Annotated in this window: 14 protein-coding genes; 7 read left to right on the forward strand and 7 right to left on the reverse strand. The window is 69.5% G+C overall.

Features of this window, described 5'->3' with window-relative positions:
• Window positions 1–128: 128 nt before the first annotated feature.
• Together FFS72_RS26010 and FFS72_RS26015 are read right to left on the reverse strand one after the other, a co-directional pair.
• Window positions 129–1,910: a glycosyl transferase gene (locus FFS72_RS26010; protein WP_137876652.1), complete on the reverse strand. Its 1,782-nt coding sequence runs from the start codon at window positions 1,908–1,910 to the stop codon at window positions 129–131.
• A gap of 95 nt (window positions 1,911–2,005) precedes the next feature.
• Window positions 2,006–3,631, reverse strand: a complete 1,626-nt coding sequence (locus FFS72_RS26015) for a GMC oxidoreductase (protein ID WP_249353541.1) — start codon at window positions 3,629–3,631, stop codon at window positions 2,006–2,008.
• Window positions 3,632–3,748: 117 nt separating this feature from the next.
• On the opposite strand from FFS72_RS26015, the gene FFS72_RS26020 reads away from it, so the two are divergent.
• On the forward strand, window positions 3,749–4,486 hold the full coding sequence (locus FFS72_RS26020) for an esterase/lipase family protein (protein WP_137876653.1): 738 nt from the start codon (window positions 3,749–3,751) through the stop codon (window positions 4,484–4,486).
• A 12-nt stretch (window positions 4,487–4,498) separates the two neighbouring features.
• Here the strand turns inward: FFS72_RS26020 and FFS72_RS26025 are convergent, their stop codons facing one another.
• Window positions 4,499–4,765 (reverse strand): helix-turn-helix domain-containing protein, encoded by a 267-nt coding sequence (locus tag FFS72_RS26025; RefSeq protein WP_137876654.1) that lies wholly within the window; start codon window positions 4,763–4,765, stop codon window positions 4,499–4,501.
• A 47-nt stretch (window positions 4,766–4,812) separates the two neighbouring features.
• Between FFS72_RS26025 and map the strand changes: the two genes are divergently transcribed.
• The 5 genes from map (at window position 4,813) to FFS72_RS26050 (ending at window position 8,155) form a co-directional block, all read left to right on the forward strand.
• On the forward strand, window positions 4,813–5,604 hold the full coding sequence (gene map, locus FFS72_RS26030; protein ID WP_137876655.1) for a type I methionyl aminopeptidase: 792 nt from the start codon (window positions 4,813–4,815) through the stop codon (window positions 5,602–5,604).
• An 88-nt stretch (window positions 5,605–5,692) separates the two neighbouring features.
• Complete coding sequence (locus FFS72_RS26035; RefSeq protein ID WP_137876656.1) at window positions 5,693–6,673, forward strand: sigma-70 family RNA polymerase sigma factor; 981 nt, start codon at window positions 5,693–5,695, stop codon at window positions 6,671–6,673.
• Entirely contained in the window at window positions 6,670–7,239 is a 570-nt protein-coding gene (locus tag FFS72_RS26040) for a TIGR03086 family metal-binding protein (RefSeq protein WP_137876657.1), read from the forward strand. The genes FFS72_RS26035 and FFS72_RS26040 overlap by 4 nt, the downstream gene beginning before the upstream one ends.
• 144 nt (window positions 7,240–7,383) lie before the next feature.
• On the forward strand, window positions 7,384–7,815 hold the full coding sequence (locus tag FFS72_RS26045; RefSeq protein ID WP_137876658.1) for a DoxX family protein: 432 nt from the start codon (window positions 7,384–7,386) through the stop codon (window positions 7,813–7,815).
• Between the two features lie 139 nt (window positions 7,816–7,954).
• Window positions 7,955–8,155: a PspC domain-containing protein gene (locus tag FFS72_RS26050; RefSeq protein ID WP_050067306.1), complete on the forward strand. Its 201-nt coding sequence runs from the start codon at window positions 7,955–7,957 to the stop codon at window positions 8,153–8,155.
• Window positions 8,156–8,162: 7 nt separating this feature from the next.
• Here FFS72_RS26050 and FFS72_RS26055 read toward each other — a convergent pair whose 3' ends face one another.
• The 3 genes from FFS72_RS26055 to dprE1 all read right to left on the reverse strand — a co-directional run bounded on the left by FFS72_RS26055 (window position 8,163) and on the right by dprE1 (window position 12,358).
• Window positions 8,163–9,998 carry a galactan 5-O-arabinofuranosyltransferase gene (locus tag FFS72_RS26055; RefSeq protein WP_137876662.1) on the reverse strand — a complete coding sequence of 612 codons (1,836 nt, stop codon included), beginning with the start codon at window positions 9,996–9,998 and terminating at the stop codon, window positions 8,163–8,165.
• A 147-nt stretch (window positions 9,999–10,145) separates the two neighbouring features.
• Entirely contained in the window at window positions 10,146–10,907 is a 762-nt protein-coding gene (gene dprE2 / locus FFS72_RS26060; protein ID WP_050067312.1) for a decaprenylphospho-beta-D-erythro-pentofuranosid-2-ulose 2-reductase, read from the reverse strand.
• The gene (dprE1, locus tag FFS72_RS26065) at window positions 10,907–12,358 is read right to left on the reverse strand and encodes a decaprenylphosphoryl-beta-D-ribose oxidase (RefSeq protein WP_137876659.1); all 1,452 of its coding nucleotides are present in this window, start codon (window positions 12,356–12,358) and stop codon (window positions 10,907–10,909) included. The genes dprE2 and dprE1 overlap by 1 nt, the downstream gene beginning before the upstream one ends.
• A 146-nt stretch (window positions 12,359–12,504) precedes the next feature.
• Here dprE1 and FFS72_RS26070 point away from each other — a divergent pair, with 146 nt between their 5' ends.
• Window positions 12,505–12,966, forward strand: coding sequence for a GtrA family protein (locus FFS72_RS26070; protein ID WP_283235452.1), 462 nt, complete (start codon window positions 12,505–12,507; stop codon window positions 12,964–12,966).
• Between the two features lie 80 nt (window positions 12,967–13,046).
• Here FFS72_RS26070 and FFS72_RS26075 read toward each other — a convergent pair.
• A partial coding sequence (locus FFS72_RS26075) for a S1C family serine protease (RefSeq protein ID WP_137876660.1) occupies window positions 13,047–14,011 on the reverse strand: 965 nt, incomplete at its 5' end.

Here is a 14,011-nt window from a genome sequence, read left to right on the forward strand (position 1 = left end):
TGCCTACGGCGCCGGGGGCGGCACGTGCCTACGGCGCCGGGGGCGGCACGTGCCTACGGCGCCGGGGGCGGCACGTGCCTACGGCACCGGGGGCGGCACGTGCCTACGGCACCGGGGGCGGCACGTGCCTACGGCACCAGGGCCCGGACGTCCCACACCCAGACGTCGTCGACGCGTTGCGGCTCGATGGACAGAAGTGATTGGACGGTGCGGCGCAACGCCCGCTGCTCGGTATCGCTCGGCAGCACCACGACGTCCGCCTTCCAGTAGACGAGGTCGGCGCGAGCCTGGGCGCGCATCTGCTCGGTCACGGCGGGAGCGGTCCCGGATTTCTGGACGGCGCCGAGCAGTTGGGCGGTGGGGCGATCCGCGGGGCCGTACTTGGCCTTCTTCTCCGGCCCGACCGGTCCCACGAAGTAGCCGCCTGCGAGCGGGAACCCGAACTCCGCTTCGACCTGCCAGGTCAGCGCGCGGGCGTCTTCGGGACGAGGCAAGGGAACCACCACGACGGATCCGTCGTCGACGTAGGTGCGCCAGGATCCGTCGGCGAAGAAGTCCGGTGCGGGGGTGCGCTGCACTGCGGTCAGGGGCAGCGGCACGAGGGGGACGAGCGCGAGGGCGAACGCGACCGCCCACGGGATCCGGGTGACCTTCTCTCGGATCGCGCGGTCGGCGGTCAGGGCGAGCAGCAGCGCGATCGCGGGGACCGCGCCAATCGCGAATCGGGTTTCGAGGACCGATTCGAACAGCGGCAGCTTCTCCAGCCACGACCACGGCATGTCGATGCCCGTCCGCGAACGGCCGATCGTCAGTTCGGCGCCGAGGGACACGACGCACATGACGACGACCGTGATGGCCGCGGCGCGGGCCAGGGCGACGCGGCGCAGCCAGATCGCGGACGCCATCGTCACGACGAGCAGCGGCCACCCGAAATAGGAGTTCTCCTCGGTGCCGTTGATCGCGACGTCCTGCCCGGGCGTGACGCGACCGCCGATGGACTGGCGCGGGAACTGCAGCAACGCCTTGAGGTCGTTGCCCATCGGGCCGTGGTCGATGAACCGGTAGGACTGCGGTCCGAAGAACTGCCACCACAGCGGTCCCGCGGTGAGCAGCAGTGCGATCGCGGCGGCGAGCAGGAGGGGGCGCAGCGCGTTGCGGACGGCGGCGACCGCTTCGCGCGGGCGGAATGCGAAGTAGGCGAGGACGAAGACCGCGAACGTCACGGCCGTGATGAGCAGGGGTTCCTCGCCGAGGGCGATCTGCATCGCCACCAGCAGTCCCAGCACGACGGCGGTCCGGGTGCCCGCGCCGCGGGAGAGCCGGATGACGGACGCGAGGATCAGCGGCAGCAGCGGCAGCACCACGAAATTGGGGTGGCCGTTGGCATGGGAGATGAGGGCGGGTGCGAACCCGCAGAACAGGCCGCCGAGCGCGGCCGCCGCCTGCGACTGCACCGCGTACCGGCCGAGGAACCAGTACCAGGCGTACGCGGTGGAGGCGAGCCCGAACGTGAGCACGAGCGTCCAGGTGACGGTCGGGCCGAACAGCAACGTCACCGGCGCGAGCGGAACGGACACCCCGAACATCGAGGTGTTCGCCATCAGGTTCACACCCTGTGGATAGTTCTGCAGCAGGGTGCCGAGGGGGTTGTCGAGGTTGGTGATCGAGTGGGCGGCGAGCGCGAAGAACCACTCCCACATCCGCTGGTCCTGGCCGCTGCCCGTCAGGTAGCCCGACGCGGGCAGCCGCCACTGGTTGCCCATGACGTAGACGGCGAGGACGGTGAACCCGAACGCGGCGATCGCGTCGGAACGCCGGATGCGGATCCGGCGCCGGGTGCGTGTGGTCCCGGTTGCCGGTGCCGCGACCTCGGCGCCGGTCTCGACCGCCGTGGTGTCCACTGCTGCCATCCACCCCTCCCACGGGTCGGTCCCGTCACCCGACGCGCGTCGGCATCGGGCCACGGTACCGACCGATCCCGTGGGGCTGCTCGGCGAGCGTCCCGTCAGGTCTGGTTCGCGACGAAGCGGTCGAGGCAGCGTTCGGCGATCGCGGTGATCGTCAGGGCGGGGTTGACCAGCGCCGACGACCCGGGGAGCAGTGCTCCGTCGACGACGAACAGGTTGGAGTAGCCGTCGACCTTCCCGTCGTGGTCGCAGGCCCGGCCCATCACCATGCCGCCGAGTCCGTGCCAGGTGCAGCCCGATCCGAAGTCGGCGAGACGCGTGTGGACGGGGATGCCGGAGACGGGCGACCCGTGCCGGACGTCGGCGCGTTCGTGGAAGCGACCGGCGAACCGCTTCGCGCGGGCGTCGACGTCGCTGCTCGCCTCGGTGTGCGGGTAGTTCAGCTCGGCGCGACCGGTCGCGGGGTTGTAGTCGATCGATCCACGCTCGTCGCTCATCACCTGGATGAGGTTGGCCGAGGTGATGCCCCCGGCGATCGCCGGGAACGGCGACGCCTCCCACGAGATCGAGATGGGCCCGTCGGGGTTCTCGTCGTCGTACATGACGGCGACGCCGGGTCCGCCCTGGGCGGAGCCGTAGTCGCGACGCAGCGCGGTCCGGGCCATCAGGAAGTCGCCGTTGTTGCCGAATCCCTTGCCGACGTGCTCGTTCAGGCGCGTCAGGGTGCCCTTCGCCTTCGCCGTCGCCAGCAGCGCGGAGGTGTAGAAGGATCCGGCGGCCATGAACACGTAGTCCGCGACGAGGGTCTTGTGCGAGACGGCGGCGCCGGACTCGTCGATGACCCTGACCGCGATCTCGAACTTCTCCTGCCCGGGAATCTCGCGGATCTCGGTGACCTCGTGCATCGCCGAGACGGTGACGTTGCCGGTCGCCTCGGCGGCGGGCAGGTAGTTGTGGTCGACGCTGTTCTTGGCGCCGGAGTTGGATCCGTACGGTCCCTCGCCGATCGAGTACGACGCGGGCTTGAGGCCGGAGAGTTCGTCGCGGACGACGTCCCAGTCGACGCAGAAGTCGTGCCGGACGGCCTCGCCGCCGAAGTCGCGGATGTCGTCGAGCCAGGCCCGTGCGCCCTTGTAGAAGGGGTGGGCGAGGAGGTCGTCCGGCAGCGGCGACGTGCCGAGCATCGCCTTGGCGCGCGGGTAGTAGACGCGGTCGAGTTCGGAGTAGTCGATCGCGCTGGGGAACACCTGCTCGAAGTCGCGGCGTCGCGGCTGCGGTGTGAAGGCGCCGAACGCGAGGGAGCCGCCGCCGACGCCCGCGCCGTAGAGGGCGTCGATGCCGTTGCCGTGGACTCGGTCGACGATGCCGGGGTAGCGCTGGATGGGGATCATCCGGGTCAGCTGGTTGATGTTGGGGCGGTCGGAGAACCAGGCCGATCGGCCGTCGGGCTGGTTGATGGTGCTGAAGGTGGTGCCCGCGGGGTCGATGGGCCAGCGGCGGCCGCGTTCGAGGACCGTGGTGCTGATGCCGGCCTGCCCGAGCCGGAGCGCGGCGACGGCGCCGCCGAATCCGCTCCCGACCACGACGGCGGTCTTACCGCGCAGGGGTGCGGCGGCCGCGGTGCCCGGCAGGCCGAGGGTCCCGAGTCCGATGGCGCCGAGCCCGAGCGCGACGCCGCGAAGGACGGCTCGGCGGTTTGCATGAACGTTCAACTGGTGCGACACGCGCAGCAAGATACGCGGTACGAACCGCGCGGTGTTGCGCCACGATTCGACACGTCTCCGTCATGTGTCCTGAGCTGGCACAACACATCGGTGCAGCCTTGCCTTATCGTGCCCGGCATGACCGTCGGACGCCTTTTCGCCGCTGCCTTCGGTGCCGGACTCGCCCTGGCCGCCTCCGCAACCGCCTCCGCCGCCCCGCCCGAGGTCCACGAGCGCATCGTGTTCGTCGTCCCCGGGCAGTATCTCGGCGCAGCGCCCTACCAGCCGCTCGTGGCAGCGCTGAATCTGCAGGGATACCGGGCGACGGCCCTCGATCTGCCGGGATTCGACATGGACGCCGATGCTCGTGCCGTCGGGGCGGCCGTCGACGCCGCACTCGCGGCACACCCGGACGCCGAGGTCGCATTGGTCTCGCACAGCATCGGCGGCACCAGCACCCGCCACTACCTCAAGAATCTGGGTGGTTCCGACAAGGTCGACACCTACGTCGCGTTCGGCACCGCGCAGTACGGCTCGCCGGGAGCGTGCGGCCAACCCGTCGGCGCGGAGGTGTGCCCCGGTACCGACTTCATGACGGCACTCAACTCCGGCGACGACACCCCCGGCGACACCGCCTACTACGGAATCCGCAGCGCGCGGGAATGGGCGGACGGCCGACTCGACGGCGGACAGTGCCGGATGACGCCGACCCCGACCGCGGTCGACGGCGGAACCGACCACGCCCTCGAACCGGTGAATCTGCATGTCTGGGGTCAGGTGTCGGCGGCTCTCGCAGGGCGCTGCGAGGGCGAGTTCGTCGACGATCGCGACGCCGCGTTCACCGCCGAGCAGACGCTGTTCCCGAACGGCCGCTGAGCAGGCTCGTCCTCAGGACGCGACGTCGCGGTCGACTCGTGTCGTGAGGGCGGCGGCGACCGTGTCGAGCGACAGGCCGAGTGCGGCGGCGATGGCTCCCACGGTGAAGAAGGCCGGCGTTGCGATGCGTCCGGTTTCGATCTTGCGCAGCGTTTCGACGGAGATGCCTGCTTCGGCGGCGACGTCGACCATGCTGCGGTCGCCGCGGGCGCTCCGGAGGAGTCCACCGAGGCGTCGGCCTCGTTCGATCTCGTTCGCTGTCAGCGGTTCACGCACCATGTGCCTATAGTAATACCGGTATTGTTATTGGTTCCGGGAGGTCAGTGGTGGTCGAGTTGAAGACGGTCGGCGAGATCGAGGCGATGCGGGAAGCGGGACGCGTCGTCGCGGCAGCACTGGCTGCCGCACGCGACGCAGCCGCGGTGGGAGTGACGCCCCGAGAACTCGACGCGGTGGCCGCGGCCGTCATCGCCGACGCGGGCGCGCGTCCCGCATTCCTGGGTTACCGGCCCGAGTGGGCGCCCACGCCGTTCCCGGGCGTCCTGTGTGTCAGCGTCAACGACGCCGTCGTCCACGGCATCCCGTCGGGCGACCCGCTCGGTGACGGCGACCTCGTCAGCATCGACTGCGGTGCGTACCTCGACGGCTGGTGCGGTGACTCGGCGATCAGCTTCGTCGTCGGCACGGCGAACCCACGGGATCTGCGGCTCGTCGCGGACACCGACGAGGCGCTGGCCAGGGGAATCGCCGCGGCACGTCCGGGTGGCCGCCTCGGCGACATCGGTTCCGCCATCGGGTCGTTCGCGCGTTCGCGCGGTCACGGGCTTCTCGCCGACCACGGGGGCCACGGAATCGGGCGGGCCATGCACGAAGACCCGGACGTTCCCAACGAATCGCGCCCCGGACGAGGAATGCGCCTGCGCCCCGGCCTCGTCCTGGCCATCGAGCCCATGCTGATCCACGGCAGCCGGGGGCATCGCCCCGATGCGGGGGACGACGACTACCGCCACGACCCCGACGGCTGGACCCTGCGCACCCTCTCCGGTGCCCGCGCCGCGCACAGCGAGCACACCGTCGCGATCACCGAGGACGGACCGGTCGTCCTGACGGCAGCCTGACACCTCGTCGGAGACGCGCCGAGTCCGATGAGTTTCCGTCCCGGGACGGGTCTGTACTCCGACCGCAGTTGACGGAAGGGTGGGTGACATGACACACAGCGCTGTACGCGACGAGTTCACTCCGCAGGCCGAGCAGTACCGACGCGAGCTCCTCGCGCACTGCTATCGGATGTCGGGGTCGGTGCACGAGGCCGAGGACCTCGTGCAGGAGACGTACCTGAAGGCGTGGCGCGCCTACGACAAGTTCGAGGGCCGTTCCTCGCTGCGCACGTGGCTGTACCGCATCGCGACGACGACGTGCCTGACCGCGCTGGAGAACCGGGGCCGCCGTCCCCTGCCCACCGGTTTGGGGGCGCCGAGCTCCGATCCCGCGGACGACCTCGTCACCCGCGAGGAGGTGCCGTGGCTCGAACCGATTCCCGACGAGATGCTCGGCGTCGACGCATCCGACCCGGCGACCGTCGCGACGTCCCGGGAGAGCCTGCGGCTCGCGCTCATCGCGGCGCTGCAGTTCCTGCCGCCGAAGCAGCGAGCCGTGCTGATCCTCCGGGAAGTTCTGGCGTGGCCCGCCGCCGACGTCGCCGCGATGCTCGACACCAGTACCGCTGCGGTCAACAGCGCACTGCAGCGGGCGCGGGCGCAGCTCGCCGAGGCCGCGCCCCGCGAGGACGCCGTCCTCGAGCCGGTCGATCCGGAGCAGCGCGCCCTGCTCGAGCGCTTCCAGTCCGCGTTCGAGAACTACGACATGGCCGCGCTGACCGAACTGTTCACCCGGGACGCGGTGTGGGAGATGCCGCCGTTCGAGGGGTGGTACCAGGGCCCGGACGCAATCCGCACGCTTATCGAGACCAACTGTCCCGCAAACGCTTCAGGAGACATGCGGCTGCTGCCGACGGTGTCCAACGGGCAACCCGCGTTCGGCCTGTACATGCGCGGCGAGGACGGTGTTCATCGGGCATTCCAGTTGCAGGTCGTCTCCCTCGGCCCGTCCGGGATCGGTCACGTCACCGTCTTCTTCGACCTGTCCCTGTTCGCGAAGTTCTCTCTGCCGGAGGTATTTCCGTCATGACGGCGGGCCGGGTCGTCCCGCCGCTCGCGGACCCGGTCGCATTGCTCGGTGCGGCGATGCGGTACACGGACGCGGTGCTGAGTCGGGTCGCCGTCGACGACCTGACCGGCCCGACGCCCTGTACAGACTGGAATCTGCAGGAGCTGTTGGCGCACATGCACGAGTCGCTGGTGGTCCTCGACGAGGTCGCGCTGGACCGTGCGGTGGTCCTGCGCCCGGCCGCGGAGCCCGTCGCGACCGATCCCGTTGCGGCAGTGCGGGGCAGGGGTGCTCGAATGCTGAGGTCGTGGTCGCGCACCGACCGCGGTGTCGTTCGCGTGGGCGGTGCCGCGCTGCCGTCCGACTACGCCGCCGCGGCAGGCGCGCTCGAGGTCGCGGTGCACGGCTGGGACGTGTCGTGGTCGCTGGGCGCGCCGACGCCGGTGCCGTCGGCGCTGGCGAAGGAATTGCTCTTCTACGCAGAGGTGTTCGTTCCTGACGACGACCGGGAAGGTCGGTTCGCGGCGCCCCGGGTGTCGTCGTCCCCCGAGCCGGGGGAGCGGCTGCTCGCGTTTCTCGGCCGCTGACACACTCTGTGGGATTCCTCCCGGCATCCGGGAGGAATCCCACATTTCTGTGTGGTGACCGATGAATTCCCGGACCCTCCCCGGTCTGTTCCTACGACGACTCCGCGCATCCCGTGCGGGGCATCGGAACCGAAGGAGCAGGCCATGACCGCCACCCCGATCGTCGCGTCCATCCGTACCGCCGACCCGGCGGTGACGCCGAAGGCCCGCATCGCCGGCATCGTCGTCACCACACTGGTGGTGGCGTTCCTGCTGTTCGACGCGGCGATCCACCTCGCGAACATTCAGCCGGTGCGGGATTCGATGGCGGAGTACGGCTTCCCGGACTACGCGCCGTACGTCATGGGCATCGTGATGCTCGTCTGCCTCGCGTTGTACCTGATCCCGGTGACGTCGATCCTCGGCGCGGTCCTGCTCACCGGCTACCTCGGCGGAGCCGTCGCGTGCAACATGCTCACCGAACAGCCGCTCGTCAGCACGATCCTGTCCCCGGTCTACGTCGGCATCTTCGTCTGGGGTGGCCTGTTCCTCCGCGACGCCGAGGTCCGTCGGATCATGCCGCTCGTCCGCCGCTGACCCCACCCGCCCGCAGCGTGAGGGAACCCCTCGCCCGGTCCGACCGGGCAGGGGGTTCCCTTATCGGGGTGAAAGATCAGGGTCAGGATCAGGGTGTCGCCGGATGTGCGGGCACCCTCCCGAACGGCAGGCTGAGGCCATGACATTCGAAGCGAACACCCCCAAGCCCCTCGCCCGTTCCGCGACGCAGCGCATGCTCGGCGGTGTGTGCGGCGGCGTCGCCGAGTACTTCGACGTCGATGCCAACCTCGTCCGCGCAGGCGCGGTGATCGCTGCCTTCGTCACCGGCGGCACCGCCGCACTCGTCTACCTGGCGTTGTGGATGCTGCTGCCCAGCTGAACCGGCGCTAGTTGCGTGTCACCACCGTGAACGGCCCGACCTCCGACGTCGTGAACCGCGGATCGTCGAAGAGCGACTTGTCGAATTCGACGGTGTACCGCCGCACGTTCGGGTCATTGGGGTACACGTCCTCGGCGAGCCGCAGCGTGTAGCTGTCGTCGCTGGACCGGAAGACGAACACATCCGGTGCCCGCCAAGGTGATTCGTCCATCGCGGCGACCAGGTCGTCGGGCGTCTCCGATTCGGCCCACCGGGCGATCGCGGCGGCACGCTCGTCGAACTGCGCCAGCGGATTCGCGTAGTGCGACGTCAAGCCCTGGAACCCGAAGTACGGGTAGTAGGACAGGAAGCTGGTGTCGGCGGTGAGGACGATCGTGTCCGACCGCGGACCCGGACGCTGCGCGAGAATCGTCTCGTCGACCTGCCCGTAGTACGAAGCGGCGCCCGGCGGACGCTGGTCGGCGCGCACACCGTCACCGTCGGTGTCCGTGTACGCGGTGGTGATCTCCGGCGCCAGGTGATGCGGGATGGACTGCGCGAACGAGACCGCGCCGAGCGCGCCGATGACGACCGCCCCGATCCTGATCCGCGGGTTGTCGCTGGTCGCGAGGATCAGCCAGCGGGCGAACTCGACGAACCCGAAAACGCCCGCCGCGCCGAGCAGTACCAGCAGCACCGGTTCGAGGCGGAACGAGAGCAGTGTGGTTCCGAGTGCGGTGAACGCCATCGACAGCAGCGACCACAGGTAGACGGCGACGACACCGATGCCGAGGGCCTGGGCCCGCCGCGACGACGTCACTCGCGCGACCAGCCAGACCGTGCCGAGCAGGCAGAGCAGTCCGACGAGGGACGCGTCGAACATCGGAAGCGGCAGCGTCGCACCCGACTCCGGGAGGTAGTGGGTGGCGGTGCCGGACCCGGCGAGCGAATGGGTGCGCAGCGCCAGCAGGAACGGTGCCCACACGACGAGCGCGAGCAGGCCGGCGATGACGGCGATCGTCACGAGCTTGAGCAGGGGGTCGCGGACGGCGCGCAGCCCGTGCGCTCGTGCCGCTATCCCGGCGGCGATCAGGGCCATCAGCGTCACCGCGAACGCCGCGTACCCGAGGTAGAGGGTGTAGAAGGTCGCGGCGAGCCCGAGGAACAGCCCGGTCCCGACCGCGGCGCCCCACCCTCCGGCACCCGCGGGGCGGTACAGCGCACCCCACGCGAGGATCAGCACCGGCGGCAGCAGCACGACGAGAACCGCGCTGTACGCCTCGGGGCTGGCGTAGGCGACGGTGAGTGCGGTTGTCGCGGCGGCGGCGAGGACGGCGAGGTCGGAGCGAACGAGCTTGGACCACAACACGAGTGCGATGACGGCTGCGACGGCGATCGACGCGATCGCGTACGGCTTGAACGTCTCCCAGCCGTCGAGGCCGAGCAGGTTGGCGACGCGTCCACCGATCCAGAACCAGCCCGCCGGATAGAACGACGGCAGGTCCGCGTACGTCATGTCGTCGAGGCGGACGGTGTCCGTCATGCGGGTGAGGAACTCGGTGCGGAATTCCTGGTCGACGGAGATGCCGTGCAGGTACAGCTTCGTCGCGGCGAGCGGCATGCCGAGGGTGACAGTGACGAATCCGGAGATCCCCACCCAGGACGCCAGTTTCGCGGTGCGCGGTGCGCGGCGGGTGCGGAGCAGCCAGATCGACAGTCCGAGGAGTGCGAGGGCAACGACCTGCCCGACGGTGGTCAGTGCGCGGGTGACGTTGGAGGAGTTGAACGCGGGCCAGTCGACGATGGAGAACGCGACCAGTCCGACGGCGGCGACAACGGCCGCAACGACCGCCGCCAGCACCATCTCGCCGATCGCCCCGATCGCCCGGCGTGCGGGCTGAACGAGGTCGGGCGGGCTGGTGCTGGCGGTCGTCGTCACGAATTCGGAGTCTAGGCGCTGCGCGCCCGTGCACCTTTCTGGTAGCAGAAGGCGCACCATCGGCGCAGGTGCCTAGATCGGCAGCTTGCGGAAGATCGCGCGGGGGACGTGCCGCAGGCCCATCATCACGAAGCGCCACGGGCCGGGCGTCCAGACGATCTCCTTGCCCGCGTCCGATGCGGACACCGCCATCTTCGCGACGATGTCCTTGTTGACCGTCAGCGGAGCTTCCTTGACGTGTGCGCTGAACTGGGTGCGGACCATGCCGGGCCGCACGACGGTGACCTTAGGGCCGAACGGGGCGAGTGCCTCGCCGAGGCCCAGGTAGAAGCCGTCGAGGCCCGCCTTCGTGGAGCCGTAGACGAAGTTGGCACGCTTGACGCGCTCACCCGCGACCGACGACATCGCGATGATGCGGCCGAAGCCCTGCGCCTTCATCTTCTCGCCGACGAGCACCCCGACGGACACCGACGCGGTGTAGTTGACGTTCGCGACCAGGACGGCCTTGCGCTGGTTCTGCCACAGCTCCTCGGCGTCGCCGTCGAGCGCGAACGCGACGATCGCGACGTCGACGTCACCCTTCTGCCACGCGTCGTCGATGACCTTCGGGTGCGACTCGGTGTCGAGTGCGTCGAAGTCGAGGAGGGTGACGTCGGTGGCGCCTGCGGCCTTCATCTGCGCGACGGCGTCGTCGCGAAGCGGGTCGCCGGGCAGTGCGGCCAGGACGACGCGCATCGGCGCCTTGCGGAGGTACTCCTCGCAGATGGCGAGGCCGATCTCGGAGGTGCCGCCGAGCAGCAGCAGGGTCTGGGGGTTACCCACGGCGTTGATCATCAGCTCAGTTCCAGTCGTCGTGACATGTCGGAGGCGAAAACGCCTGTGGGGTCGTACTTTCGGCGGGTGGCGAGCCACTCGTCGATGCGCGGGTACATGGCGTGGAAGGTCTCGGCGTTGGTCCGGGAATCCTTCGCGGTGTACAGCCGGCCACCGAATTCGAGGACGCGCTTGTCGAGTTCGGTGACGAACTCGTTGAGGCCTGCCTTGATCGGGAAGTCGACGCAGATGTTCCAGCCGCGCATCGGGAAGCTCAGTGGCGCCTGGTTGCCCTCGCCGAACAGCTTGAACACGTTGAGGAACGAGTAGTGCCCCGACTTCTGGATGTCGACGATGATCTTCTTGAACTCGTCGACGGCCTCCGGCGGAACCACGAACTGGTACTGCAGGAAGCCCTTCGAGCCGTAGGCGCGGTTCCACTCGCCGAACAGATCGAGCGGGTGGTAGAACGCCGTCAAGGACTGCACCTGGCCGGTGGCGTTCTTCGTCTTCCGGTAGTACAGCTCGCCGACGATCGAGAAGTCGACCTTGTTCGCGAGGCCGTTCGGGAAGATGTCCGGGAACGTGATCAGCGGCTTCGCGTCGAACCGCAGCGGATCCTTCTGTAGCTTCGCGGGCAGCTGGTCCAGCTTGGCGAGCGATCCGCGGGACACGGCGGCGCGGCCCAGCTTCGGCGGCGCGGAGATCGCGTCGAACCACGCCGACGAGTAGTCGTAGTTGTCCTCGGAGCCGTCGCTGTGCACGGCGATGGTCTCGTCGAGGCTCTCGGTGCGCACGCTGTCCGCGATGAAGTACGCCGTCTCGGTCGGCGTCATCTGGATCGTGGCCTTGAGGATGATGCCGGTCAGGCCCATGCCGCCGACCGTCGCCCAGAACAGCGCGGCCTTCGGGTCCTGACGGCTGCCCTTCGGGGTCAGCGTGCGGACCTTGCCGTCGGCCGTGAGCAGATCCAGGGACACGACGTGGTTGCCGAAGCTGCCCGCGCTGTGATGGTTCTTGCCGTGGATGTCGGAGCCGATGGCGCCGCCGATGGTGACCTGCCGCGTGCCGGGCAGGACGGGAACCCACAGCCCGAACGGCAGCGCCGCCCGCATCAGCTGATCCAGGTTCACACCGCCGTCGACCTCGACGAGACCGGTGTCGCGATCGATCCGGTGGATCTTGTTCAGGGCATTCATGTCGATGACCAGGCCGCCCGCGTTCTGGGCCGGGTCGCCGTAGGAACGGCCGAGGCCGCGAGCGATGACGCCGCGGCGCAGGTGCGAAGGCTTGCCCTCGTTCTTCTCGGCGACCTGGGCGACCGCGGATGCGATCACCTCGACGTCGGGAGTGGAGAGCACCTCGGCGGTGGTGGGCGCGGTGCGCCCCCAACCGGTGAGGGTTCGGGTCTGGGTGGTCAGAGGCCGGGGTGTCGCGGGGACAGCGGGGGCCTCGTCGGCTGTCGTTGACATCGACTGAGAGGTTACCCGCGCGTCACCTGTGACGCGTCCCCCCTTATTCCGCCGGCTGCGCCCCCACCGTCGCCGCTGCCCGCGTTTCGTGGCGGAAACCGCATGCTCGGCGACAGCGCGCCGGGGTCGTCGCCTAACCTCGACGGGTGCCCGAGAACCACGAACCGCATGTGCCGACGGCCGTCGACCTCCCGCTGAGGGACGAGTCCGGCGAGCCCGGCGTGGACCTGAAGACGCAGATCCTGCGGTTCGCGGTGACGGGCGGGCTGTCCGCGATCGTGGATTTCGGACTGCTCGTCGTCATGTTGAAGCTCGGGTTGCCGTTCGTCGTGGCCAAGTCCATCAGCTTCGTCGCGGGTACCACGACGGCCTACCTCCTCAATCGCCGTTGGACCTTCTCTGCCGAGCCGAGCCGAGCCCGTTTCGTTGCCGTCGTTCTGTTGTACGGCGTGACCTTCGCGGTTCAGGTCGGAATCAGCACGATTCTCAACCAGCAGTTCCCCGATGACGCATGGTGGCGCGTGCCGCTCGCGTTCTGCATCGCGCAGGGCACGGCGACGGTCATCAACTTCATCGTCCAGCGTGCGGTGATCTTCAAGATCCGCTGACGCCGGGACCGTGCGTCGCACTCCCGCCGGGCAATTCGGACCGGGGATCGACTGGTTCGCCGACGGAAACAGCTGTGAGACTAGGGCGTTCCCTCGGCGAGGACGAGGGTCTCCGTCCTCCTCTGCCCGGTCTGGTCGAGCCAGCCGATGTCGACGCGGTCGCCGGGTTTGCGCGTGTTCATCTCGACGGTGAGGTCGGTCTGCGAGCGGATCGGACGTCCGTCCCAGCTGACGATGATGTCGCCGCGGACGATGCCGGCCTGGTCGGCGGGGCTCGCGACACCGACCGCGACAACCTTGGCGCCGTCCTGTGATTGGCCGACGTCGGTGACCGCAACCCCCAGCAGCGCGGTCGGTCCGACGTGGACGGTCGCGGTGCCGCGTCCGCTGCGGATCTGGTCGGCGATGGCGACGGCGTCGTCGATGGGCAGCGCATAGGACTCGATCGGTACGGCGACTCCGGTGGTCGCCTGGGTCGGGTCGGGCCGCATGCCGGTGTTGCCTGCGGTGTTGATGCCGACGACCTGCCCGAAGGCGTCCACGAGTGGGCCGCCGGAATCGCCGGGGCGGATGTCGGCGTCGACTTCGATCATGCCGGTGAGCCGGTTGCGGGTGCCGTCGGTGGAGTTGCGCGCGACGACGGATTCGTCTGTACCGGTGATGAATCCGGGTGCGGACAGGGGCACCCCGCCGCCTTCGGCGTTGCCGATGGCGGTGACCGAGTCGCGGAGCCGGAGGCCGGCGGACTGTCCGAGGGGCGCTACGGGGAGTCCGTCGGCGCCGACGAGTCGGAGGACGGCGACATCGCGGAACCGGTCGTAGCCGAGGACCTCGGTGTCGTATTCGGCGCCGGTGGCCATCGCGACGGCGTCGACGTCGCGGGCGCCGTCGACGACGTGGTGGTTGGTGAGGATCAGGCCGTCGGGACTCAGGACGATGCCGGTGCCAGCGGTGGTCAGTGGGCCCGTGGTGGCGGTGAGCGTGACGATGGTCGGGACGATGCGTGCGGACAGCGCCGCGGGGTCGAGCGGCACGGGAGGCGGCG

The sequence above is a fragment of the Rhodococcus sp. Q genome, from assembly GCF_005503035.1.
Lineage (GTDB): Bacteria > Actinomycetota > Actinomycetes > Mycobacteriales > Mycobacteriaceae > Rhodococcus_G.

Coding starts and splice junctions, on each gene's coding strand:
- FFS72_RS26025 (WP_137876654.1), bottom strand. CDS start 4,765: ATGGTGCGTGAACCGCTGACAGCGAACGAGATCGAACGAGGCCGACGC.
- dprE2 (WP_050067312.1), bottom strand. CDS start 10,907: ATGATCAACGCCGTGGGTAACCCCCAGACCCTGCTGCTGCTCGGCGGC.
- FFS72_RS26035 (WP_137876656.1), top strand. CDS start 5,693: ATGACACACAGCGCTGTACGCGACGAGTTCACTCCGCAGGCCGAGCAG.
- FFS72_RS26050 (WP_050067306.1), top strand. CDS start 7,955: ATGACATTCGAAGCGAACACCCCCAAGCCCCTCGCCCGTTCCGCGACG.
- FFS72_RS26020 (WP_137876653.1), top strand. CDS start 3,749: ATGACCGTCGGACGCCTTTTCGCCGCTGCCTTCGGTGCCGGACTCGCC.
- FFS72_RS26055 (WP_137876662.1), bottom strand. CDS start 9,998: ATGGTGCTGGCGGCGGTCGTTGCGGCCGTTGTCGCCGCCGTCGGACTG.
- FFS72_RS26040 (WP_137876657.1), top strand. CDS start 6,670: ATGACGGCGGGCCGGGTCGTCCCGCCGCTCGCGGACCCGGTCGCATTG.
- FFS72_RS26045 (WP_137876658.1), top strand. CDS start 7,384: ATGACCGCCACCCCGATCGTCGCGTCCATCCGTACCGCCGACCCGGCG.
- dprE1 (WP_137876659.1), bottom strand. CDS start 12,358: ATGTCAACGACAGCCGACGAGGCCCCCGCTGTCCCCGCGACACCCCGG.
- FFS72_RS26010 (WP_137876652.1), bottom strand. CDS start 1,910: ATGGCAGCAGTGGACACCACGGCGGTCGAGACCGGCGCCGAGGTCGCG.